General features: G+C 69.9%; 19 protein-coding genes. 16 read left to right on the forward strand and 3 right to left on the reverse strand.

Annotated features, from left to right (window positions below; all coding sequences use genetic code 11):
- The first annotated feature begins 6 nt into the window (after positions 1–6).
- The 3 genes from Q673_RS30090 (at position 7) to Q673_RS30100 (ending at position 2672) form a co-directional block, all read left to right on the forward strand.
- Positions 7–558, forward strand: coding sequence for a cytochrome b (locus Q673_RS30090; protein ID WP_023006452.1), 552 nt, complete (start codon positions 7–9; stop codon positions 556–558).
- Positions 559–617: 59 nt separating this feature from the next.
- Positions 618–1202, forward strand: coding sequence for a YceI family protein (locus tag Q673_RS30095; RefSeq protein ID WP_023006453.1), 585 nt, complete (start codon positions 618–620; stop codon positions 1200–1202).
- Positions 1203–1382: 180 nt separating this feature from the next.
- Positions 1383–2672 (forward strand): MATE family efflux transporter, encoded by a 1290-nt coding sequence (locus Q673_RS30100; RefSeq protein ID WP_052004255.1) that lies wholly within the window; start codon positions 1383–1385, stop codon positions 2670–2672.
- Positions 2673–2690: 18 nt separating this feature from the next.
- Here Q673_RS30100 and Q673_RS30105 read toward each other — a convergent pair whose 3' ends face one another.
- Complete coding sequence (locus tag Q673_RS30105) at positions 2691–3281, reverse strand: cupin domain-containing protein (RefSeq protein ID WP_023006455.1); 591 nt, start codon at positions 3279–3281, stop codon at positions 2691–2693.
- Positions 3282–3458: 177 nt separating this feature from the next.
- Between Q673_RS30105 and mobA the strand changes: the two genes are divergently transcribed.
- From mobA to Q673_RS30140, 7 genes are all read left to right on the forward strand, one after another.
- On the forward strand, positions 3459–4064 hold the full coding sequence (mobA, locus tag Q673_RS30110) for a molybdenum cofactor guanylyltransferase MobA (protein ID WP_023006456.1): 606 nt from the start codon (positions 3459–3461) through the stop codon (positions 4062–4064).
- Entirely contained in the window at positions 4061–4651 is a 591-nt protein-coding gene (gene mobB, locus Q673_RS30115) for a molybdopterin-guanine dinucleotide biosynthesis protein B (protein ID WP_023006457.1), read from the forward strand. Before mobA ends, mobB begins: the two co-directional genes overlap by 4 nt.
- Complete coding sequence (moeA, locus tag Q673_RS30120) at positions 4648–5916, forward strand: molybdopterin molybdotransferase MoeA (protein WP_023006458.1); 1269 nt, start codon at positions 4648–4650, stop codon at positions 5914–5916. The genes mobB and moeA overlap by 4 nt, the downstream gene beginning before the upstream one ends.
- 13 nt (positions 5917–5929) lie before the next feature.
- Positions 5930–6742: a cyclic pyranopterin monophosphate synthase MoaC gene (gene moaC / locus Q673_RS30125; protein WP_023006459.1), complete on the forward strand. Its 813-nt coding sequence runs from the start codon at positions 5930–5932 to the stop codon at positions 6740–6742.
- Positions 6743–6745: 3 nt separating this feature from the next.
- On the forward strand, positions 6746–7195 hold the full coding sequence (gene moaE, locus Q673_RS30130) for a molybdopterin synthase catalytic subunit MoaE (protein WP_023006460.1): 450 nt from the start codon (positions 6746–6748) through the stop codon (positions 7193–7195).
- A gap of 25 nt (positions 7196–7220) precedes the next feature.
- Positions 7221–8213 carry a GTP 3',8-cyclase MoaA gene (moaA, locus tag Q673_RS30135; protein WP_152527118.1) on the forward strand — a complete coding sequence of 331 codons (993 nt, stop codon included), beginning with the start codon at positions 7221–7223 and terminating at the stop codon, positions 8211–8213.
- 207 nt (positions 8214–8420) lie between these two features.
- Complete coding sequence (locus tag Q673_RS30140; protein WP_023006462.1) at positions 8421–8711, forward strand: H-NS family histone-like protein; 291 nt, start codon at positions 8421–8423, stop codon at positions 8709–8711.
- A 150-nt stretch (positions 8712–8861) separates the two neighbouring features.
- Here Q673_RS30140 and Q673_RS30145 read toward each other — a convergent pair whose 3' ends face one another.
- Entirely contained in the window at positions 8862–10475 is a 1614-nt protein-coding gene (locus tag Q673_RS30145) for a ribonuclease J (RefSeq protein ID WP_031218352.1), read from the reverse strand.
- A gap of 227 nt (positions 10476–10702) precedes the next feature.
- Between Q673_RS30145 and purU the strand changes: the two genes are divergently transcribed.
- The 5 genes from purU to Q673_RS30170 all read left to right on the forward strand — a co-directional run bounded on the left by purU (position 10703) and on the right by Q673_RS30170 (position 16289).
- The gene (gene purU, locus Q673_RS30150) at positions 10703–11557 is read left to right on the forward strand and encodes a formyltetrahydrofolate deformylase (protein ID WP_023006464.1); all 855 of its coding nucleotides are present in this window, start codon (positions 10703–10705) and stop codon (positions 11555–11557) included.
- Between the two features lie 15 nt (positions 11558–11572).
- Complete coding sequence (locus tag Q673_RS30155) at positions 11573–12244, forward strand: energy-coupling factor ABC transporter permease (RefSeq protein WP_023006465.1); 672 nt, start codon at positions 11573–11575, stop codon at positions 12242–12244.
- Between the two features lie 7 nt (positions 12245–12251).
- The gene (locus Q673_RS30160; RefSeq protein WP_023006466.1) at positions 12252–13628 is read left to right on the forward strand and encodes an MATE family efflux transporter; all 1377 of its coding nucleotides are present in this window, start codon (positions 12252–12254) and stop codon (positions 13626–13628) included.
- 100 nt (positions 13629–13728) lie between these two features.
- A complete protein-coding gene (locus Q673_RS30165; RefSeq protein WP_023006467.1) occupies positions 13729–14910 on the forward strand; it encodes an acyl-CoA dehydrogenase in 1182 nt (393 codons plus the stop codon).
- A gap of 173 nt (positions 14911–15083) precedes the next feature.
- The gene (locus Q673_RS30170; RefSeq protein ID WP_023006468.1) at positions 15084–16289 is read left to right on the forward strand and encodes a CaiB/BaiF CoA transferase family protein; all 1206 of its coding nucleotides are present in this window, start codon (positions 15084–15086) and stop codon (positions 16287–16289) included.
- Positions 16290–16506: 217 nt separating this feature from the next.
- On the opposite strand, the gene ppsR is transcribed toward Q673_RS30170, so the two are convergent.
- Positions 16507–17340 (reverse strand): posphoenolpyruvate synthetase regulatory kinase/phosphorylase PpsR, encoded by an 834-nt coding sequence (ppsR, locus tag Q673_RS30175; RefSeq protein ID WP_023006469.1) that lies wholly within the window; start codon positions 17338–17340, stop codon positions 16507–16509.
- 232 nt (positions 17341–17572) lie between these two features.
- Here ppsR and ppsA point away from each other — a divergent pair, with 232 nt between their 5' ends.
- The gene (gene ppsA, locus Q673_RS30180; RefSeq protein WP_031218354.1) at positions 17573–19945 is read left to right on the forward strand and encodes a phosphoenolpyruvate synthase; all 2373 of its coding nucleotides are present in this window, start codon (positions 17573–17575) and stop codon (positions 19943–19945) included.
- Positions 19946–20102: the final 157 nt, after the last annotated feature.

A 20102-nucleotide genomic window follows, 5' to 3' on the forward strand; every position in this document is an offset into this window, starting at 1 on the left:
ACGAGCATGTGGCGTAATACCGAGAAGGGCTGGGGCCTCGTCAGCATCCTGCTTCACTGGATCCTGGCGGTGCTGATCGTCGGCCTCTTCGTGCTGGGTTGGTGGATGACCGGCCTGGGCTACTACGACCCCTGGTACAACCTGGGGCCCTGGTGGCACCGCTCGTTGGGCATGCTGGTGCTCTTCGCCACCCTGGCGCGGATCGCCTGGCGGCTGGCCAACCCCACCCCGCGGGCCCTGGGCCATCGCCTGGAACGCCTCGCCGCCCACCTCGGCCACCTCGCCCTCTATGTCCTGATGCTGGTGGTGCTGGTCAGCGGCTACCTGATCTCCACCGCCGATGGTCGCGGCATCAGCGTCTTCGACGCCTTCAGCGTGCCCGCGCTGATCACCGGGCTGCCCAACCAGGAGACGCTCGCAGGCGACATCCACTGGTATGCCGCCCTGGCGCTGATGGTGCTGGCCGCCGGCCACGCCGCCGCGGCCCTCAAGCACCACCTCATCGACCGTCATCCGGTGCTAACCCGGATGCTGGACCCCCGGGTGGGGCGTCGCTGACGGCCCGCCTCGTCGTTCCCCCACGCATCGTCAAGAAGACCACCCTAAAGGAGAGAGACATGTTCAAGAAGACCGCCATCGCCGCCGCCCTGAGTGTCACTGCCCTGGTGGGCGTGAGCCAGGCCCAGGCCGCCGAGTACGCCATCGACACCGACGGCCAGCACGCCTTCGTGCAGTTCAAGATCAACCACCTGGGCTACTCCTACATCCTCGGCAGCTTCAAGGAGTTCGAGGGCAGCTTCCACTACGACCCCGAGAACCTCGAGGCGTCCAGCGCCGAGGTCGAGGTCCAGGTCGACAGCCTCGACACCAACCACGCCGAGCGCGACAAGCACTTCCTGAGCGGTGACTTCCTCGACGCCGGCGAGTACCCCACCGCCACCTTCACCTCCACCGGCTTCGAGCCGACCGGCGAGGGCGAGGGCTTGCTCTCCGGCGAGCTGACCCTGCACGGCGAGACCAACACCATCGAGATGCCGGTCACCCTGCTGGGCGAGGGTGAGGATCCCTGGGGCGGCTACCGCGCCGGCTTCGAGGGCAGCACGACCCTGACCCTGGCCGACTATGGCATCGACATGAGCGACTTCCCCGAGGTGATGCACCAGCTCGAGCTCTACGTCACCTTCGAGGGCGTGCGCCAGTAAGGCCTGCCCGCGCGGCCCCGTGGCCGCGACCCACGAACACCCCCGCCCACCGGCGGGGGTGTTCGCGTTGTGAGAGGCGGCTAGAATGGGCCGCCCTGCCTTTCCTGTGGAGTGGCCGTGACCCGAACTGACGACGACCGCGTTCCCCTCGGCGTGACCCTGTGGCGCCAGACCTGGCCCATGGCCATCGGCGTGCTGGCGCTGCTCGGCTTCCAGCTGGTGGACAGCGCCTTCATCGCCCGGCTGGGCACCGCGCCGCTGGCCGCCCAGTCCTTCACCTTCCCGCTGAGCTTTTTGATCATCGGCGTCCAGGTGGGCATGGGCATCGCCATCGCCGCGCTGATCTCCCGGGCGCTGGGGGCCGGGGAGCAGGCCCGGGCGCGCCGCCTGGGCAGCCTGGTGCTGATGCTGGGAGCTGGCGTCATCGCGCTTCTGGCGGTCGTCCTCTGGGCGCTCCAGGGGCCGGTGTTCGCGGCGCTGGGCGCCGATGCGCCGACCCGCGAGCTGATCCGCGGCTACTGGTCGCCCCAGCTGCTGGCCGCCTGGCTGGGGGCGGCGCTCTACTTCGGCTACAGCCTCTTCCGCGCCCACGGCAACACCCGCCTGCCGGGCACCATAATGGTGGTGACCAGCCTGGTGAACCTGGTCCTCGACCCGCTGCTGATCTTCGGGGTGGGCCCCTGGGAGGGGCTGGGGCTGCCCGGCGCCGCCTGGGCCACCACGCTTGCCTTCGGTGTGGGCCTCGCGGTGCTGGGCCGGCGGCTGTGGCAGACCGACTGGCTGGCCGGCAGCGGGCTCGCCGAGGAGCTCAAGGCCTCGGCGCGGCCCTTCGCCGGCATCGCCGGGCCCGCCATGGTCAGCCAGCTGATGCCGCCGCTGGCGGCGATGCTTGCCATCGCCGTGGTGGCCAGCCTCGGCGAGGCCCAGGTGGCGGCCTGGGGCCTGGCCAGCCGCCTGGAGACGCTGTCGCTGATGGTGGTGCTGGCGATGACCATGTCGCTGCCGCCGTGGCTGGGGCGCTGCTATGGCGCCGGCGACTGGGCCCAGGTGCACCGCCTGATGCGCCTGGCGCTCAAGGTGATCGTGGCCTGGCAGTTGGCGCTGGGGCTGGCGATGGCCGTGGCAGCCCCCTGGGTGGCCCAGGCGCTCGCCGGCAACCCCGAGGTGCGCGACGACCTGGCGCTGCTGATCCGCTTCCTGCTGCCGAGCTACGCGGCACTGGGGGTGTGCATGATCGTGGTCTCGGCGGGCAATGCCCTGGGATGGCCGCTGCGGGCCATGCTGATGTCGGGGGCGCGGCTGTTCGCCTTCTACCTGCCCTGCCTGGCGCTGGGGGCCTGGCTCGGTGGGCTCCTCGGGCTCGCCGTCGGGGCAGCGGTCGGCAACCTGCTGGCGGGGGTCGCCGCCTGGCTCGTGCTGCGGCGCATCCTGGCGAGCCCGCGCCGCCGGCCGGCGACGGAGCCCGCCTGAGAGGTGTAAGACGAGGCCTCAGACGTGGTGCAGCTCCTGGTCGCCATCCGAGAAGCCGGGGGGCGTGTTGGCGCTGACGATGACGCACTCCGCCTCGCCGAGGTTGCGGAAGCGGTGGGGCAGGCGGGAGTCGAAGTAGTAGGCGTCGCCCGCCCTGAGCACCTCGCTCTCGCCGTTGACGGTGATCTCGATCTCGCCGGCCACCACTACGCCGCCTTCCTCGCCCTCGTGCTCGAGCATCTCCTCGCCTGTGTCCGCCCCCGGCGGGTAGCGCTCATGGATGATCGAGATGCCGCGCTCCGGGCGGCGGGCGGCCACCAGGCGGAAGGAGAGCCGGCCGTCGCCGATCTCGGTGAGCTCCTCGGCGCGGTAGAACGCCTTGGGGGCGCTGGGCTCGTCGCCGGCGAAGAAGGCGCTGATCGACACCGGCAGGGCGTCAAGGATCTTCTTCAGCGAGCTCACCGAAGGGCTGACGCTGTTCTGCTCGATCAGCGAGATGGTGCTGTTGGTCACGCCGGCGCGCTTGGCCAGCTCGCGCTGGGAAAGCCCCCGCGCCAGGCGCAGCTGGCGCAGGCGGCCGCCCACATCGAATCCGCTTTCCGCTTGCATGGCACGTCCTGTCAAGAAAACTGCACATATGATACCCGCTGGCGGCGGCGTCGATAAGGGCGGGCGGGTCACGGGAGCGCTCGCTTGATCCGCGTCATGACAATGACTTGCGTTGGCATATGGCGTGGCACCGGGCCGTCGCGTCAGGCATCATGAGGGTTCGAGAAGGAGGCCCGCATGATCCCGCAACACGACCTCACCGGCCTGATCCTGGCCGGTGGCCAGGGGCGCCGCATGGGCGGCGTCGACAAGGGGCTGGTGCCCTTCGCCGGCAGGCCCCTGGTGGCCCATGTGCGCGAGCGCCTCGCGGGGCGGGTGGGCGAGCTGCTGGTCAACGCCAATCGCAGCCAGGACGCCTACGCCGCCTACGCCGACCGGGTGATCGAGGACGCCGAGGGCGGCTACCAGGGCCCGCTGATGGGCATCTACAGCGGCCTGCGGGCGGCCCACACCCCCTGGCTGCTGGTGGTGCCCTGCGACACGCCGGCACTCCCTGCCGACCTGGTCACCCGCCTGGTGGCGGCCATCGGCGATGCCGATATCGCCGTGGCCGGTGACGGCGAGCGCCTGCATCCGGTGGTGGCGCTGATCCGCACCGCCCTGGCGGATGACCTGGCCGCGGCCCTGGCCGAGGGCGAGCGCAAGATCGACCGCTGGTATGCCCGCCACGCCTGGGTGCGGGTCGACGTCGCCGCGGGCCCTGCGGCCTTCGCCAATCTCAACACCGACGACGAGCGGCGCCGCCTGGAGCGCGCCCTCGCCGAGGAGCCCGTCAACCGATGAGCGAGCCTGTCGCCTCCCTGACCCTGGACGAGAGCCTGCCGTTGCTGGGCATCGCCGCCTGGAGCGGCACCGGCAAGACCACATTGCTCGAGGCGTTGCTGCCCCGCCTGCGGTCTCGCGGCCTGCGGGTGGCGGTGATCAAGCACGCCCACCACACCTTCGATGTCGACCAGCCGGGCAAGGACAGCCATCGCCTGCGCCAGGCCGGGGCCAGCCCCATGCTGGTGGCCTCGCGGTCACGGCTGGCGCTGATGATGGAGACCCCCGGCCAGCCGGAGGCGGACCTGGCGGCGCTGCTCGCCATGGTGGCGCCCCAGCGACCCGACCTGGTGCTGGTGGAGGGCTTCAAGGCCTGGCCCTTGCCCAAGCTGGAGCTCCACCGTCCGGCGCTGGGCAAGTCCCTGCGGGCGAGCGAGGACCCCTGGGTGCGCGCCGTGGCCAGCGATGCCCCCCTGACCCTGCCCGAGGGGGTCGAACGGCTGGACCTCAACGACCATGCCGGCCTGACCGAGTGGATCGCCGCCTGGGCGACACGCTGGCCGGCCGAGCGTCACCCGCGGGCGGTGAGGGAGGGGAGCCCGTCATGAGCCTCTCCTGCTTCGAACTGGGGGAGCGCATGCTGCCCGTGGAGGAGGCCCGCGCCGCGGTGCTCGCGCTGGTGCCGGGGGCGCTGCCGGCGGAGCGGGTGGCCCTGCCCGCGCTGCGTGGGCGGGTGCTGGCCGAGGATGTGCTCTCGCCCATCGACGTGCCCCAGAACACCAATGCCGCCATGGATGGCATCGCCCTGGCCTGGCCCGAGGCGGGACCGCCCGCCGCGGGCTTCCGGCGGGTGGCACAGATCGTCGCCGGCCATGGCGCCGGTCGCGCCCTGGCCCCCGGCGAGTGCGCCGGCATCACCACCGGGGCGCCGCTGCCCGACGGCGCCGATACCGTGATCATGCGCGAGCAACTCCAGTGGGAGACCGCCGCCGACGGCGCAGTCCGGGTCCGGGTCGAGCACCCCGAGCGGGTGCGTCGCGGCCAGAACGTGCGCCGCGCCGGCGAGGACATCGCCCGCGGCGCGGTGGCGCTGCCCGCCGGCACGCGCCTGGGCGCCGCCGAGCTGGGCCTGCTGGCCTCGCTGGGGGCGCCCCGGGCCGCGGTGGTGCGCCGTCCCCGCGTGGCACTCTTCTCTACCGGCGACGAGGTCACCGCCCCGGGCGACCCCTTGCCCGCCGCCGGCATCTTCGACGCCAACCGCTTCGCGCTGATGGCGCTGGTGGAGGAGCACGGCGGCGAGGTGCTCGACCTCGGCATCCTGCCCGACCGCCGCGAGGCCATTGCCGCGGCCCTGGCCCGGGCCGCCGCCGAGGCCGACCTGGTGCTCTCTAGCGGCGGGGTCTCGGTGGGGGATGCCGACCATACCCGCGCGGCGCTGCTCGAGCAGGGTGAGCTGGGCTTCTGGAAGATCGCCATCCGCCCGGGTCGGCCGCTCGCCTGTGGGCGGCTCGGCGAGCGGGGCGTGCCCTTCCTGGGCCTGCCCGGCAACCCGGTGGCCAGCCTGGTCACCTTCCTGCAGTTCGCCGCGCCGCTGCTGGCCAGGCTGCAGGGGCGCGACGCCGCCTGGCCGCGGCGGCTCTCGGCGATCGCCGAGGTCCCGCTGCGCAGCCGCGAGGGGCGTGTCGACTACCTGCGCGGCATTTTCGCCAGCGACGGCGAGGGCCGGCTGGTGGTGCGCGACACCGGGGCCCAGGGCTCGGGCATCCTCTCCTCCATGGTCCAGGCCAACTGCCTGATCGAGATCGACGACGCCCGCGGCGCGGTGGCGGCGGGCGAGGCCGTCACCATCCAACCCCTGTTCCGACTGCCATGAGGTGCCGTTTCCCATGTCACTGACCCATCTCAACGCCCGCGGCGAGGCCCACATGGTCGATGTCGCCGACAAGCCCGAGAGCCGGCGCGAGGCGACCGCCTCGGGACGCATCCATATGCGCCCGGAGACCCTGGCGCTGCTCGCCGAGGGCGGCCTGCCCAAGGGCGATGTCCTGGCCACCGCGCGCATCGCCGGCATCCAGGCCGCCAAGCGCACCCATGAACTGATCCCGCTGTGCCACGCCCTGGCGCTCTCCAGGGTGGCCGTCGACTTCCGCCTCGACGAGGCCGAGGGTTGCGTCGAGGTGACCGCCAGCTGCCGCCTCAATGGGCGCACCGGCGTGGAGATGGAGGCGCTGACCGCGGTCTCGGTGGCCTGCCTCACCCTCTACGACATGTGCAAAGCGGTGGACAAGTCGATGGAGATCGGCGCCATCCACCTCGACACCAAGCAGGGCGGGCGCTCCGGTGACTACCGCCGCGAGGCCGTCGCGCCGCGGCCGGCGCCCATCGTCACCGGCGAGGGGCATGCCGGGGAGGTGAGCCTGGGCAGTCGCTGCGACATCGCCTCGCCCTGCATCCGCGTCAAGTGCCTGGCCGAGCTGCGTGAGCGCCTCGGCATCGGCGAGGTGAGCGTGCCCCTTGACAGCCTCGAGCGTCAGGATGTGGCCGGCCTCAAGGCGGCCCTCAAGGCGCTGGACCCGCGCTTCTCGCGCCTCGACGAGGGGCGGGTGCTGTGCGCCGTCAACCAGGTGATGGCCGGCGACAGCACCCCGGTGACCAACGAGGACGAGGTCGCCTTCTTCCCGCCGGTGACGGGGGGCTGAGGCATGATCCGCGTCCAGCAGGCCCCCTTCGATGCCGGCGAAGAGCAGCGTGCGCTGCTCGCCGGGCGCACCGATATCGGCGCGGTGGTCAGCTTCACCGGCCTGGTGCGCGACTTCAACGAGCGCCCCGAGGTGGCGGCCCTGACCCTGGAGCACTACCCGGGGATGACCGAGGCGGCCCTCGCGGCGATCGTCGACGAGGCCCGGGAGCGCTGGCCCCTCGATGGCGTCAGCGTGATCCACCGGGTTGGACGCCTGGCCCCGGGAGACCCTATCGTACTGGTAGTGGTCGCGAGCGCGCATCGCCGCGCGGCCTTCGAGGCCTGCGACTTCATCATGGATTACCTCAAGACGCGCGCCCCCTTCTGGAAGAAGGAGCACGCCAGCGACGGCGACTACTGGGTGTCGGAGCGCGACAGCGACCACGCCGATGCCCGACGCTGGGAACCCTGACACGGGAGACGACCCCATGACGACCCTGCCTCGCGAACTGATCGATGACTTCGGCCGCCGGGTGAACTACGTGCGGATCTCGGTCACCGACCGCTGCGACTTCCGCTGCGTCTACTGCATGAGCGAGGAGATGACCTTCCTGCCCCGGGCCCAGGTGCTGACCCTCGAGGAGCTGGCGCTGGTGGCGCGTGCCTTCGTGGAGCTGGGCGTCGAGAAGATACGTCTTACCGGTGGTGAGCCGCTGGTGCGCCGGGACATCGACAGCCTGGTGGCGCAGGTCGGCGGCCTTTCCGGGCTCAAGGACTTCGCCATGACCACCAATGGCGCCAGCCTGCCGAAGTATGCCGACAAGCTGCGCGAAGGCGGACTCAAGCGGCTCAACATCAGCCTCGATTCCCTGGATCCCGAACGCTTCCGCCGGCTGACCCGCACCGGGGATCTCGCTCGCGTCATCGATGGCATCCGGGCCGCCCGTGAGGCGGGCTTCGAGCGTATCAAGCTTAACGCCGTGATCCTCAAGGGGCGCAACGACGACGAGGTGCTCGACCTGGTCGACTTTGCCCGGCAGGAGGGGCTCGATATCAGCTTCATCGAGGAGATGCCGCTGGGGGATGTCTCCGACCATAGCCGTGCCGAGACCTACTGCTCCAGCGACGAGGTGCAGGCGATGATCGAGGCGCGCTACCCGCTGACCCCCACCACCGAAACCACGCCGGGACCCTCGCGCTATTTCCGCATGGCCGACAGCGACTCGCGGATCGGCTTCATCTCGCCCCACAGCCACAACTTCTGCGCCAGCTGCAACCGGGTCCGCGTCACCGTGGAGGGGCGCCTGCTGCTGTGTCTGGGCAATGAGCACTCGGTGGATCTGCGCCGTGTGCTGCGTGCCCACCCCGGCGATATCGAGGCACTCAAGCGGGCCATCGTCGCCGCCATGCCGCTCAAGCCCGAGCGTCATCACTTCTCCACCGATGGCGCCGTGCAGGTGGTGCGCTTCATGAACATGACCGGGGGCTGAGCCCGACCGACGCCGGCTTCCGCCCACATCGACGGCGCCTTCGGGCGCCGTTTCGCGTTCCTGGCGGCGGATTATCGGTGCGAATTAGGCGGTGTTTTCGGTGCACAAATTCTTCCCGACTTCCTTGCCAATTCGGTGTAACAGCATATACTTTTGCTTACGCAACCACACCGAAACCGTCTCGACTATCCAGCTCAGGAGGGACTGATGTCCAGCGACACCCTGGAGCGCATCGCTCGCAACAAGAACGTGGCCCGTGCCGCGGCACGCCAGCTCAGCATGGAGCAGCTGCACAAGCTCGCCGAGGTGGTCGAGGAGGTCATCGAGCAGAAGAAGGACGAGGAACGCCAGCGCCAGGAGGAGGAGGCCGAGAAGGAGCGCAAGCGCTCGGAGATCCTCGAGGCGATCAGCGAGGCGGGTCTCTCGGTCAATGACCTGGTGGAGGAACCGCCGCGACGCAAGCGCGGACGTCCGCCCAAGAACGCCAGCAAGGCCTGATGCCTTACTGATGCGTTAAAAGCCGAGCGCCTTGCCGTTCCACCGGCCGCACCGGGTAACGTCAACCTGCCGATGACCTGAAACACGGTGCCATGAAGAAGCCGCTCCTCGGAGCGGCTTCTTCGGGTCTTGAGGCGCCGCATCGGCGGGTCATCCCGGGCTGTCGAGCTCCGGCATCTCTACCGCCAGCAGCTGCAGGTGGATCTCGGGCAGTCGACGCAGGTGGTCGGCGAACCAGCCGATCAGCCGTGGCTGCAGGGCCAGGCGCAGGTCGGCCAGGGTATCGGCGCTGAGCTCGGCGAGCGCCGTGTCCAGCCAGTCCGCGAAGGCGTCCTCGTCGAAGGGCGCCGCGTCGCCGCCATCCAGCATCAGGCGGCCGATGCGCGTCCAGCCCCCCGCCTCGGTGGCGGCCACCGAGACCGCCAGGTAGAGGCTGCCGTGGCGGCCACCTGCGTCGCGGCCCCCGCCCAGCCCCGGTAGCGGGGCCACCGCGTCCTGGCTGACGATCACCGGCGGTTGGGGATGGCGGGCCTCGAGGGTCAGGCCGTCGCCATCGAAGCGGATCAGGTCGCCATTGGCGGGGGAGAGCGGGGCCTGGATGCCCAGCGCCTCGGCGATCTCTCGGTGGGCCTGCTGGTGGCGCGGCTCGCCGTGCACCGGCAGCAGGTGGCGCGGGCGCACCCAGCCGTAGAGGGTACGCAGCTCCTCCCGGGCGGGGTGGCCGGAGGCGTGGAGCTCGGGATGGTTGAACTCGTCGAGGATGGCGACCCCCAGGTGGCGCAGGCCCGCCTTGAGTCGCTCGATCAGCAGTTCGTTGCCGGGGATCGCCTTGGCCGAGAAGATCACGCTGTCGCCGGGCCCCAGTTCCAGCGAGCGATGGCGCCCACGGGCGAGGCGCTGCAGCGCGGCGCGGGGCTCGCCCTGGCTGCCGGTGGCGATCACCAGCACCTCCTCGGGGGGCAGGTAGCCGAGGTCATTGCTGGGCACCAGGGGCGGGAAGTCGTCGAGGTAGCCCAGCCCCCGGGCCACTGCCACCATGCGCTCCATGGAGCGCCCCATCAGGCTGACCCGCCGCCCGCAGCGCTCGGCGGCGCGGCCGATGGCCAGCACCCGCGCCAGGTTGCTGGCGAAGCAGGAGACCACCACGCGGCCCTCGCAGCGGGCGATGGTGTGCTCCAGTGCCTCGCCGACCTCGCCCTCGCTGCGCGACTCCCCCGGCAGCGGGGCGTTGGTGGAGTCGCCCACCACCAGGTCCACCGGGGCCAGGGCGCGGAAGGTGGCGGGGTCGATCGGCGCCCCCAGCAGCGGGTCGGGGTCGAGCTTCCAGTCGCCGGTGTGCAGCACCCGGTGCTCGCCGGCGGTGATCAGCAGCGCGCAGCTCTCGGGGATGGAGTGGGGCACCGGCAGGAAGCGCAGGGTAAAGGGGGACACCTCGATCGCCTCGCCGGGCTCGATCACCCGGATGGCGTCGGTGGCCAGGCCGCGCTCCTGGAACTTGGCCCGCAGCAGGCCGGCGGCCAGCGGCGTGGCGTGGATCGGGCAGCCCCAGGTTGGCCACAGCCAGGCGGCCGCGCCGATATGGTCCTCGTGGCCATGGGTGATCACCAGAGCGCGGGGCGCGATGCCCAGGGCGTCCAGGCCGGCCTGGTTGGGCACCTGGAGCGGCGTGTCGGGCAGGTCCTGGCGGATCATCATGCCGCAGTCCACGGCAATCCAGGCCTCGTCCTCCTCTCGCGCCCCGAAGCCGTAGAGGCTCAGGTTCATGCCGATTTCGCCGCAGCCGCCCAGCGGCAGGAAGCGCAGGGGAGGGCGGCGGCGGGGGCGAATCTCGACTCGGGGCTTGTGCATCGCGGCGGGGGCGTCCTTGGACATAGTGGCTTCACTATACGGGATGCCCGCCGGCGCCCACAACGCGCGGCGCCGCGCTGGATGCCGGAACTCGCTGTTTTCGCTACACTGTCGCGCCCGTCCCGCAGAGCCTGGAGCACGACATGTCGCACTACTACCGCCTGGTGGTTTCCTGCCCGGATCGCGTGGGGATCGTCTCCCGCGTCTCCGGCTTCATTGCCGGCCACGGCGGCTCGATCACCGAGGCGAGCCAGCACTCCGACCTCGAGACGGGGCGCTTCTTCATGCGCTACGAGATCCTGGCCGACTCCATCGGCATACCCCCCGAGGCACTCCGCGAGGCCTTCGCCCCCATCGCCGCCGAGTTCGAGATGACCTGGGCGCTCACCGACACCCGCCAGCGGCCGCGGGTGGTGCTGATGGTGTCGAAGGAGTCTCACTGCCTGGTGGACCTGCTCTACCGCTGGACCGCCGGCGAGCTCGACTGCGAGATCGCCGCGGTGATCTCCAACCACGAGGCGATGCGTGGCCTGGTGGAGTGGCACGGGATCCCCTACCACCATGTCCCGGTGCCGGCCGACGACAAGTCCGCGGCCTTCGCCGAGGTGGAGCGCTTGGTGGAGGAACGGCGCGCCGACTGCATCGTGCTGGCGCGCTACATGCAGATCCTGCCGCCGGCCCTCTGCGAGCGCTTCGCCGGCCGGGTGATCAATATCCACCACAGCTTCCTGCCCAGCTTCGCCGGCGCCAAGCCCTACCACCAGGCCTACGAGCGCGGGGTGAAGCTGATCGGCGCCACCTGTCACTACGTCACCGCCGAGCTCGATGCCGGGCCGATCATCGAGCAGGACATCCACCGCGTCAGCCACTGCCACACCCCGAGCGACCTGGTGCGCTTCGGCCGTGACGTGGAGAAGGCGGTGCTGGCCCGGGGGCTGCGCTGGCACCTGGAGGACCGCGTGCTGATCCACGGCAATAAGACCGTGGTCTTCGCCTGAAGCGGGGAGGCGCCGATGTCCTTCTCCGAGGTGGTGCTCGCCCCCTGGCTGCTGGTGCTGGCCGCGCTGGTGGCCGCCGGCGTGCTGGGCCTGGCGCTGGCCCAGCGCCCCTGGCGCGCGCTGCTCGCCGATGGCGCCCTGCAGCACCGCTGGCTGGCGGCCAGCGTGGCGGTGCTGCTGATGTGGCAGCTGCGTGCCCAGGCGGTGGACTGGCTGACCCTGCACCTGATGTTCACCGCGCTGCTGGTGCTGGTGTTCAAGGCGCCGCTGGCGCTGCTCTCGCTGCTGGTCGTCAACCTGGCGATGGTGGTGACCGGGCGGGTCGACTGGCCGCTGCTCGGCGTTAACTACCTGGTCACCGGGGTGATCCCCGCCCTGGTCATGGTGGTCGTGTGGCGGCTGGTGGATCGCTTCCTGCCGGACAACCTGATGGTGTTCCTGTTCGTCTGCGGCTTCTTCGGCGCGGCGCTCTCGACCCTGGCCGCGGGCCTTGCCGCGGTGGGATTGATGCTGCTCGGCGCCAGCGATGCCCACGCGCTCTACCAGGCGCTGGAGTATGCCCGCTTCCTGCCGCTGCTGATGCCCTCCGAGGCCTTCATCACCGGCATGCTGATGAGCATCCTGCTGGTCTACTACCCGCAGTGGGTGGCGACCTTCAACGACCACCGCTACATCGACACCAAGTAGGCCACCGATGAGCGCCCCGTCACCGTCCCAGGCACCCGCCGCGCCGCCGCGGCCCGCCCGCCGCGAGCTCCTGGAAGGCCCCATCGCCGCCACCCTCTTGCGCAAGACCCTGCCGGTGATCGGCGGCATGATCGCCATGATGAGCTTCAACCTGGTGGACACCTGGTTCATCTCGCGGCTGGGCACCGAGCAGCTGGCGGCGGTCTCCTTCACCTTCCCGGTGGTGTTCACCGTGATCAGCCTGGCCATCGGCCTGGGGATCGGCACCTCGGCGGTGGTGGGGCGGCGCCTGGGGCGCGGCGAGTTCGACGTCGTGCGCCGGCGCGCCACCGATGCCGCCCTGCTGGGGCTGCTGGTGGGGCTGGTGATGACCGCCCTGGGGCTCGCCACCCTCGGGCCGCTGTTCCGCCTGCTGGGCGCCGACGCGGTGCTGATGCCGCATATCCGCGCCTACATGGGGGTCTGGTACTTCGGCGCCGCGGCGATGATCGTGCCCCGGGTGCTCAACAGCATCCTGCGGGCCAACGGCAACACCGCCACCCAGGGGCTGATGATGGCCCTGGCCGCCGTGGTCAACGTGGTGCTCGACTGGTGGCTGATTTTCGGCGTCGGCCCCTTCCCGGCGCTGGGGGTCAGCGGGGCGGCGCTGGCCACGGTGCTGAGCTGGGCGCTGATGGCGACGGTGCTGCTGTTCCAGCGCGAGCTGCGCGGCCTGATCGACCTGGCCGGGCTGACCCCGGCCGCGCTGCTCGGCTCCTGGCGCGAGCTCGGCCGCATCGCCGGGCCGGCGGCCCTGACCAGCGTCTTTACGCCCCTGGCGATGGGGCTTCTGACCCGCATCGTCGCCGGCCATGGTCACGACGCCGTGGCCGCCTTCGGGGTGGGCACCCGCCTCGAGGCGATCGCCCAGATCGCCGTGCTCGGGCTCTCCATGACTCTCTCGCCGCTGGTCAGCCAGAATGCTGGCGCCGGCCAGTACGCGCGGGTGCGCCGCGCCATCACCGGCTGCTTCCTGTTCGTGCTGGCCTGGCAGCTGCTGGTGTGGGGCCTGCTGCAGGGCCTCGCCCCCTGGCTGGTGGCGGCCTATGCCGAGCGCCAGGCGGTGGGGGAGGTGCTGCGCGCCTTCCTGTGGCTGGTGCCCCTGGGGCTGGGCGCCCAGGGCGTGGTGATCCTGGCGGTCTCGTCGTGCAACGCCCTGCACCGCCCGGCCCGGGCCATGCGCCTCTCGGTGGTGCGCCTGTTCGTGCTCAGCGTGCCCCTGGCCTGGCTGGGCGGCCGCCTGGGCGGCACCACCGGCATCTTCGCCGGCATGCTCCTGGCCAACCTGCTGATGGCGATGGTCGCCTGGTGGCAGGTCCGGGTGGTGCTCGCCCGCTACCGCTGAGGGACGGTTCTTGCCCTCGGGGCTTGGCAGCGCGCCGCTTGTGGTCTACATTTGAAAAAAATGTAGATATTATCGAGCCGCCATCCCACAGGAGCCCACCATGAGCCAGATCACCCCCGTCACCTGGGACGACCCCTTCCGCCTCGTCGACCAACTCTCCGAGGAGGAGCGTATGGTCCACCAGACCGCCCGCGACTACTGCCAGGAGAAGCTGCTGCCGCGGGTCCTCGAGGCCAACCGTCACGAGATCTTCCATCGCGAGATCATGGACGAGATGGGCGAGCTGGGACTGCTGGGTGCCACCATCGACGGCTATGGCTGTGCCGGCCTCAACTACGTCAGCTACGGCTTGATCGCCCGCGAGGTGGAGCGTGTCGACTCCGGTTATCGCAGCGCCATGAGCGTGCAGTCGAGCCTGGTGATGTACCCCATCCATGCCTTCGGCAGCGATGAGCAGCGCGAGAAGTACCTGCCCAGGCTGGCCAGCGGCGAGTGGGTGGGCTGCTTCGGCCTGACCGAGCCCGACCACGGCTCCGACCCGGGCGGCATGGCCACCCGTGCCACCCGCACCCGGGACGGCTGGCGCCTCAACGGCACCAAGACCTGGATCACCAACTCGCCCATCGCCGATGTCTTCGTGGTGTGGGCCAAGGATGACGAGGGGGTGATCAACGGCTTCATCCTCGAGAAGGGCATGCAGGGCCTCAGCGCGCCCAAGATCGAGGGCAAGTTCAGCCTGCGCGCCTCCATCACCGGCCAGATCGCCATGCAGGACGTGGAGGTCTCCGAGGCGCAGCGCCTGCCCCACGTCAAGGGGCTCAAGGGGCCCTTCTCGTGCCTCAACCGCGCCCGCTACGGCATCGCCTGGGGCGCCATGGGCGCCGCCGAGGCGTGCTGGCACGCCGGTCGCGACTACACCCTGGAGCGCAAGCAGTTCGGCCGCCCGCTGGCCGCCAACCAGCTGATCCAGAAGAAGCTCGCCGACATGCAGACCGAGATCGCCCTGGGCCTGCAGGCGGCGCTGCGCGTCGGGCGCATGATCGACGACGGCCAGCTGGTGCCCGAGGCGATCTCGCTGATCAAGCGCAACAACTGCGGCAAGGCGCTGGATATCGCCCGCGTCGCCCGGGACATGCATGGCGGCAACGGCATCAGCGACGAGTACCATGTGATTCGCCACGTGATGAACCTCGAGGCGGTCAACACCTACGAGGGCACCCACGACGTCCACGCCCTGATCCTCGGTCGTTCCCAGACCGGCCTGCAGGCCTTTACCGGTTGATAAAAGGCGGATGAAAACGCGGGGCGCCGGGGGCAGGGCGTAGAGGAGGTCCGAGGACCAGGGATGGCCGAGGTAGCGTACAGGGAGGTATTCACAGCGCCTCCTCGAAGTCCTGACGCCGGGGCAGCCCCGAGTGGTGCCACTAATCGGCACACGGTAGCAAGGAGCTCACGATGAGTGGACCGCTGGAAGGCATTACGGTGCTCGACATGTCGCGGGTGCTGGCCGGCCCCTGGGCGGGCCAGCTGCTCGCCGACCTGGGCGCCCGGGTGATCAAGATCGAACATCCTGGCCGCGGCGACGACACTCGCGGCTGGGGGCCGCCGTGGCTGGCCGAGGAGAGCGAGCGGGAGAAGGTCGCCGCCTACTACCTCTGCGCCAACCGCGGCAAGCACTCCCTGGCCGTGGATATCGCCACCGAGGAGGGGCAGGCGCTGGTACGCCGGTTGGCCGCCGGGGCCGATATCCTGGTGGAGAACTTCAAGGTCGGCGGCCTGGCCAGGTACGGCCTCGACTACGCCAGCCTGCACGCCGAGAACCCACGGCTGATCGGCTGCTCCATCACCGGCTTCGGCCAGGAGGGGCCCTACGCCCACCGCGCCGGCTATGACTTCATGATCCAGGCCATGGGCGGGCTGATGAGCCTGACCGGCGAGGCCGACGGCATGCCGATGAAGACCGGGGTGGCGATCACCGACGTGATGACCGGCCTCTACGCCACCGTGGGAGTGCTGGCGGCGCTTCAGGAGCGCGGCCGCACCGGGGTCGGCCGCCATGTGGACGTGGCGCTGCTCGACGTCCAGGTGGCCACCCTGGCCAATCAGGCGCTCAACGCCCTGGTCAGCGGCCGCGACCCCGAACGCCACGGCAACGCCCACCCCAACATCGTGCCCTACCAGGCGTTCGCCTGCGCCGATGGCCACCTGGTGCTGACCGTGGGCAACGACGCCCAGTTCTCACGCTTCGCCGCGCTGCTCGGCCACCCCGAGTGGGCGCGGGATCCCGCCTACGCGACCAACGCCGCACGGGTCGGCAACCGCGAGGTGCTGGTGCCGATGATCCAGGCGATCCTCGCTACCCGGCGCCGGGACGAATGGCTCGCCGAGCTGGAGGCGCGCGGCATCCCCGCCGGGCCCATCAACACCGTCGGTGAGGCCTTCGACGATCCCCAGGTGCGCCACCGCGAGATGAAGCGTGTCCTCAAGCGCGGCGAGCTCGAGGTGCCCCAGGTGGCCAACCCGCTGCGCTTCGACGGCGCCTCCGCCACCAGCGAGGTGGCCCCGCCTCGCCTGGGCCAGGACAGCGACGCCCTGCTGGCCGAAATGGGGCTCACGGCGGAGGATATCGTCAGGCTAAGACGGGCGGGGGTCGTGCGCTAAGATGGCCAGTCAGCAGCGCCAGGGCCAGGCCGCAGCGGAGGTCCTACGCCAGGGGTGAGAAGCACTGCTTCGAACGGGCTGGCCATGGATGGCCAGCACCGGTCCTGCAAGCGAAGCAGGACGCGAGAGCGAAGCAGGGCGTCGGTAGCGCCCAGGGAAGGGTTCACAGCGCCTCCGCGAAGGCCTGACCCTGGGAAAGCCGCGGCAGTGACAGCGACTACCTCGGCGAGAACCGCCGGGTCAGCCCCATCTCGGCGATCATCCGGGTGGAGATCTCCTCCACCGAGAAGCGGGTGGTGTCGATGAAGGGGATATGCATCTGCCGGTAGAGCCCCTCGGCCTGGCCCACCTCCTGCACGCACTGGTCCATGGAGCTGTAGCGGCTGTTGGGGCGGCGCTCGTGGCGAATCGCCGCCAGCCGGCGCGGGTCGATGGTCAACCCGAACAGCTTGTGGCGGTGGGGCGCCAGGACGCGGGGCAGCTTGAGGGTGCCGTCCTCGTCGAGGTCGTCCTCGGTGAGCGGGTAGTTGGCCGCGCGGATACCGAACTGCAGCGCCAGGTAGAGCGAGGTCGGTGTCTTGCCGCAGCGCGACACGCCGATCAGGATCACGTCGGCCTTGTCGTACTGGTGGGTACGGGCGCCGTCGTCGTTGTCCAGGGCGAAGTGCACCGAGTGGATGCGGTCCATGTAGACCTCATCCTGGCCGATGGAGTGGGTGCGGCCCACGGTGTAGCTGGAGTGGGTGTTGAGCTCCTGCTCCAGGGGCTCGAGGAAAGTCGAGAAGATGTCGATCTTGAAGCCCTCGGCCTGGCGGATCACCTCGCGGATGCGGCCGTCGACGATGGTGTCGATGATGATCGGCAGCTCGCCATCGCGGACCGCCGCGCCGTTGATCACCTCCACCAGGGTCTCGGCCTTCTCCACCGTGTCGATGTAGGGCTTGGTGAGCATGCGGATCTCGACGTTCTCGAACTGGGCGAGCAGGCTTCTGCCCAGGCTCTCGGCGGTGATGCCGGTGCCGTCGGAAATGAAGAAGGCGGTGCGGGTCATGGCGTGGTCGCTGTGGGGAAGGGGGCTCCATTGTCGGCGCCATGCCGGGCCGCGACAAGCCATCGAACGTTCGCTGACTACAGGAATCCGCGAAAAGCATCGACTGTTGTAAAAATCCTCCAGTGACTTCGATGTTAGACCAATGGCGAATATGTCCACCCCTTGATAGAGTCGCCAGCATCCCGTCATGCCTGTCGGCATGACCACCTGTCGTCGCTACCAAGGGGGTCCCGTGGACGATTACATTCTGTGGTTCGATGAACTGGGCATGGACGATGTTGAGCGTGTCGGGGGCAAGAACGCTTCCCTCGGGGAGATGATCTCCAACCTGGCCGGCGCCGGCGTCACCGTGCCCGGCGGCTTCGCCACCACCGCCCACGCCTACCGCGAATTTCTCTCCCATGAAGGCCTCAACGAGCGCATCAACCAGGCGCTCGCTACCCTGGACGTCGACGACGTCGCCGAGCTGGCCCGGGTGGGTGCCCAGATCCGCCAGTGGGTGATCGACACCCCGCTGCCACCCACCTTCGAGCAGCACCTGCGCACCGCCTACGACAAGCTCTCCACCCAGCACCCCAACCTCAAGGTGGCGGTACGTTCCTCGGCCACCGCCGAGGACCTGCCCGACGCCTCCTTCGCCGGCCAGCAGGAGACCTTCCTCAACATCGAGGGCTTCGACAACATCAAGCGCGCCGTGCACGAGGTGTTCGCCTCGCTGTTCAACGACCGCGCCATCTCCTACCGCGTGCACCGCGGCTATGCCCACGAGAACGTGGCGCTCTCCGCCGGGGTGCAGAAGATGGTGCGCTCCGAGACCGGCGCCTCCGGTGTCATGTTCACCCTGGACACCGAGTCCGGCTACCGCGATGCGGTCTTCGTCACCGCCTCCTGGGGCCTCGGCGAGACCGTGGTGCAGGGCGCGGTGAACCCCGACGAGTTCTATGTGCACAAGCCGACGCTGGCCGCCGGCCGCCCCGCGGTGCTGCGCCGCAACCTGGGCTCCAAGCTGATCAAGATGGTCTATGGCCAGGAGGCCAGCGCCGGCAAGTCGGTGGAAACCGTGGACGTGCCGCTCAAGGAGCGTGGCCGCTTCTGCATCGACGACGCCCAGGTGATGGCCCTGGCCCGCCAGGCGGTGACCATCGAGGAGCACTACGGCCGGCCCATGGACATCGAGTGGGCCCTGGATGGCGACGACGGCGCGCTCTACATCGTCCAGGCGCGTCCCGAGACCGTGGTCTCCCAGCAGGAGGGCGGCAAGCTCGAGCGCTTCCAGCTCAAGGAGAAGGGCCGCAACCTGGTCAGCGGCCGCGCCATCGGCCAGCGCATCGGGCGCGGGGCGGTCAAGGTGGTGGCCTCCCCGGACGACATGGAGAAGGTCAACGCCGGCGACGTGCTGGTCACCGACATGACCGATCCCGACTGGGAGCCGATCATGAAGCGCGCCTCGGCGATCGTCACCAACCGCGGCGGGCGCACCTGCCACGCGGCGATCATCGCCCGCGAGCTCGGCATCCCGGCGGTGGTGGGCTGCGGCGACGCCACCGAAGTGCTGGCCGATGGTCGCGACGTCACCGTCTCCTGCGCCGAGGGCGACACCGGCCATGTCTACGAGGGGCTGCTGGAGTTCGACCGTACCGTGACCAGCGTCGACGCCATGCCCGAGATCCCCTTCAAGATCATGATGAACGTCGGCAACCCCGACCGAGCCTTCGGCTTCGCCGGGCTGCCCAACGCCGGCGTCGGCCTGGCGCGCCTGGAGTTCATCATCAACCGCATGATCGGCGTGCACCCCAAGGCGCTGCTCGAGTACGACACCCTGCCCGAGGAGTTGCAGCAGACCATCGACCTGCGTACCGCCGGCTACCCGAGCCCGGTGGAGTTCTACGTCGACAAGCTGGTGGAGGGCATCTCCACCCTGGCCGCGGCCTTCTACCCGGAGCGGGTGATCGTGCGCCTCTCGGACTTCAAGTCCAACGAGTACGAGAACCTGATCGGCGGCAAGCTCTACGAGCCCGGCGAAGAGAACCCCATGCTCGGCTTCCGCGGCGCCTCGCGCTACATCTCCGATGCCTTCCGCGCCTGCTTCGAGCTGGAGTGCCGGGCGCTCAAGCGGGTGCGCGAGGAGATGGGCCTGGATAACGTCGAGATCATGGTGCCCTTCGTGCGCACCACCGAGGAGGCCCGCGAGGTGGTCGAGCTGCTGGCCGCCAACGGCCTGAAGCGTGGCGACAACGGCCTCAAGGTGATCATGATGTGCGAGCTGCCGGCCAACGCCCTGCTCGCCGAGGAGTTCCTGGAGCACTTCGACGGCTTCTCCATCGGCTCCAACGACCTCACCCAGCTCACCCTAGGGCTGGACCGTGACTCCGGCATCGTCGCCCACCTCTTCGACGAGCGGAACCCGGCGGTGAAGAAGCTGCTGGCCATGGCCATCCAGGCCTGCAAGGCCCAGGGCAAGTACATCGGCATCTGCGGCCAGGGTCCCTCGGACCACCCGGACCTCGCCAAGTGGCTGATGGAGCAGGGCATCGACTCGGTATCGCTCAACCCCGATGCGGTGCTCGAGACCTGGTTCATGCTCGCCGGGGAAACCCTGGGCTAATGTCGATGTGGGAGCGCAGCTTGCTGCGCGAACGGAACAGTACTTTCGCAGACTGAAGTTCGCTCCCACAAGAAAGGCTTCCCGGTTCAAGCCATTCAACGCCCGGTCGACCCCCGTCGACCGGGCGTCTTTCGTCTATGCTGAGAGGCTCACGGCC

The organism is Halomonas sp. PBN3, from assembly GCF_000475415.1.
GTDB classification, from domain to species: Bacteria; Pseudomonadota; Gammaproteobacteria; order Pseudomonadales; family Halomonadaceae; genus Halomonas; species Halomonas shengliensis.

Excerpts from the sequence above, each read along its gene's own strand:
- Q673_RS30090 (WP_023006452.1), top strand. The coding sequence starts at position 7 with ATGTGGCGTAATACCGAGAAGGGCTGGGGCCTCGTCAGCATCCTGCTT.
- Q673_RS30095 (WP_023006453.1), top strand. The coding sequence starts at position 618 with ATGTTCAAGAAGACCGCCATCGCCGCCGCCCTGAGTGTCACTGCCCTG.
- Q673_RS30100 (WP_052004255.1), top strand. The coding sequence starts at position 1,383 with ATGGCCATCGGCGTGCTGGCGCTGCTCGGCTTCCAGCTGGTGGACAGC.
- Q673_RS30105 (WP_023006455.1), bottom strand. The coding sequence starts at position 3,281 with ATGCAAGCGGAAAGCGGATTCGATGTGGGCGGCCGCCTGCGCCAGCTG.
- mobA (WP_023006456.1), top strand. The coding sequence starts at position 3,459 with ATGATCCCGCAACACGACCTCACCGGCCTGATCCTGGCCGGTGGCCAG.
- mobB (WP_023006457.1), top strand. The coding sequence starts at position 4,061 with ATGAGCGAGCCTGTCGCCTCCCTGACCCTGGACGAGAGCCTGCCGTTG.
- moeA (WP_023006458.1), top strand. The coding sequence starts at position 4,648 with ATGAGCCTCTCCTGCTTCGAACTGGGGGAGCGCATGCTGCCCGTGGAG.
- moaC (WP_023006459.1), top strand. The coding sequence starts at position 5,930 with ATGTCACTGACCCATCTCAACGCCCGCGGCGAGGCCCACATGGTCGAT.
- moaE (WP_023006460.1), top strand. The coding sequence starts at position 6,746 with ATGATCCGCGTCCAGCAGGCCCCCTTCGATGCCGGCGAAGAGCAGCGT.
- Q673_RS30140 (WP_023006462.1), top strand. The coding sequence starts at position 8,421 with ATGTCCAGCGACACCCTGGAGCGCATCGCTCGCAACAAGAACGTGGCC.
- Q673_RS30145 (WP_031218352.1), bottom strand. The coding sequence starts at position 10,475 with ATGAACCTGAGCCTCTACGGCTTCGGGGCGCGAGAGGAGGACGAGGCC.
- purU (WP_023006464.1), top strand. The coding sequence starts at position 10,703 with ATGTCGCACTACTACCGCCTGGTGGTTTCCTGCCCGGATCGCGTGGGG.
- Q673_RS30155 (WP_023006465.1), top strand. The coding sequence starts at position 11,573 with ATGTCCTTCTCCGAGGTGGTGCTCGCCCCCTGGCTGCTGGTGCTGGCC.
- Q673_RS30160 (WP_023006466.1), top strand. The coding sequence starts at position 12,252 with ATGAGCGCCCCGTCACCGTCCCAGGCACCCGCCGCGCCGCCGCGGCCC.
- Q673_RS30165 (WP_023006467.1), top strand. The coding sequence starts at position 13,729 with ATGAGCCAGATCACCCCCGTCACCTGGGACGACCCCTTCCGCCTCGTC.
- Q673_RS30170 (WP_023006468.1), top strand. The coding sequence starts at position 15,084 with ATGAGTGGACCGCTGGAAGGCATTACGGTGCTCGACATGTCGCGGGTG.
- ppsR (WP_023006469.1), bottom strand. The coding sequence starts at position 17,340 with ATGACCCGCACCGCCTTCTTCATTTCCGACGGCACCGGCATCACCGCC.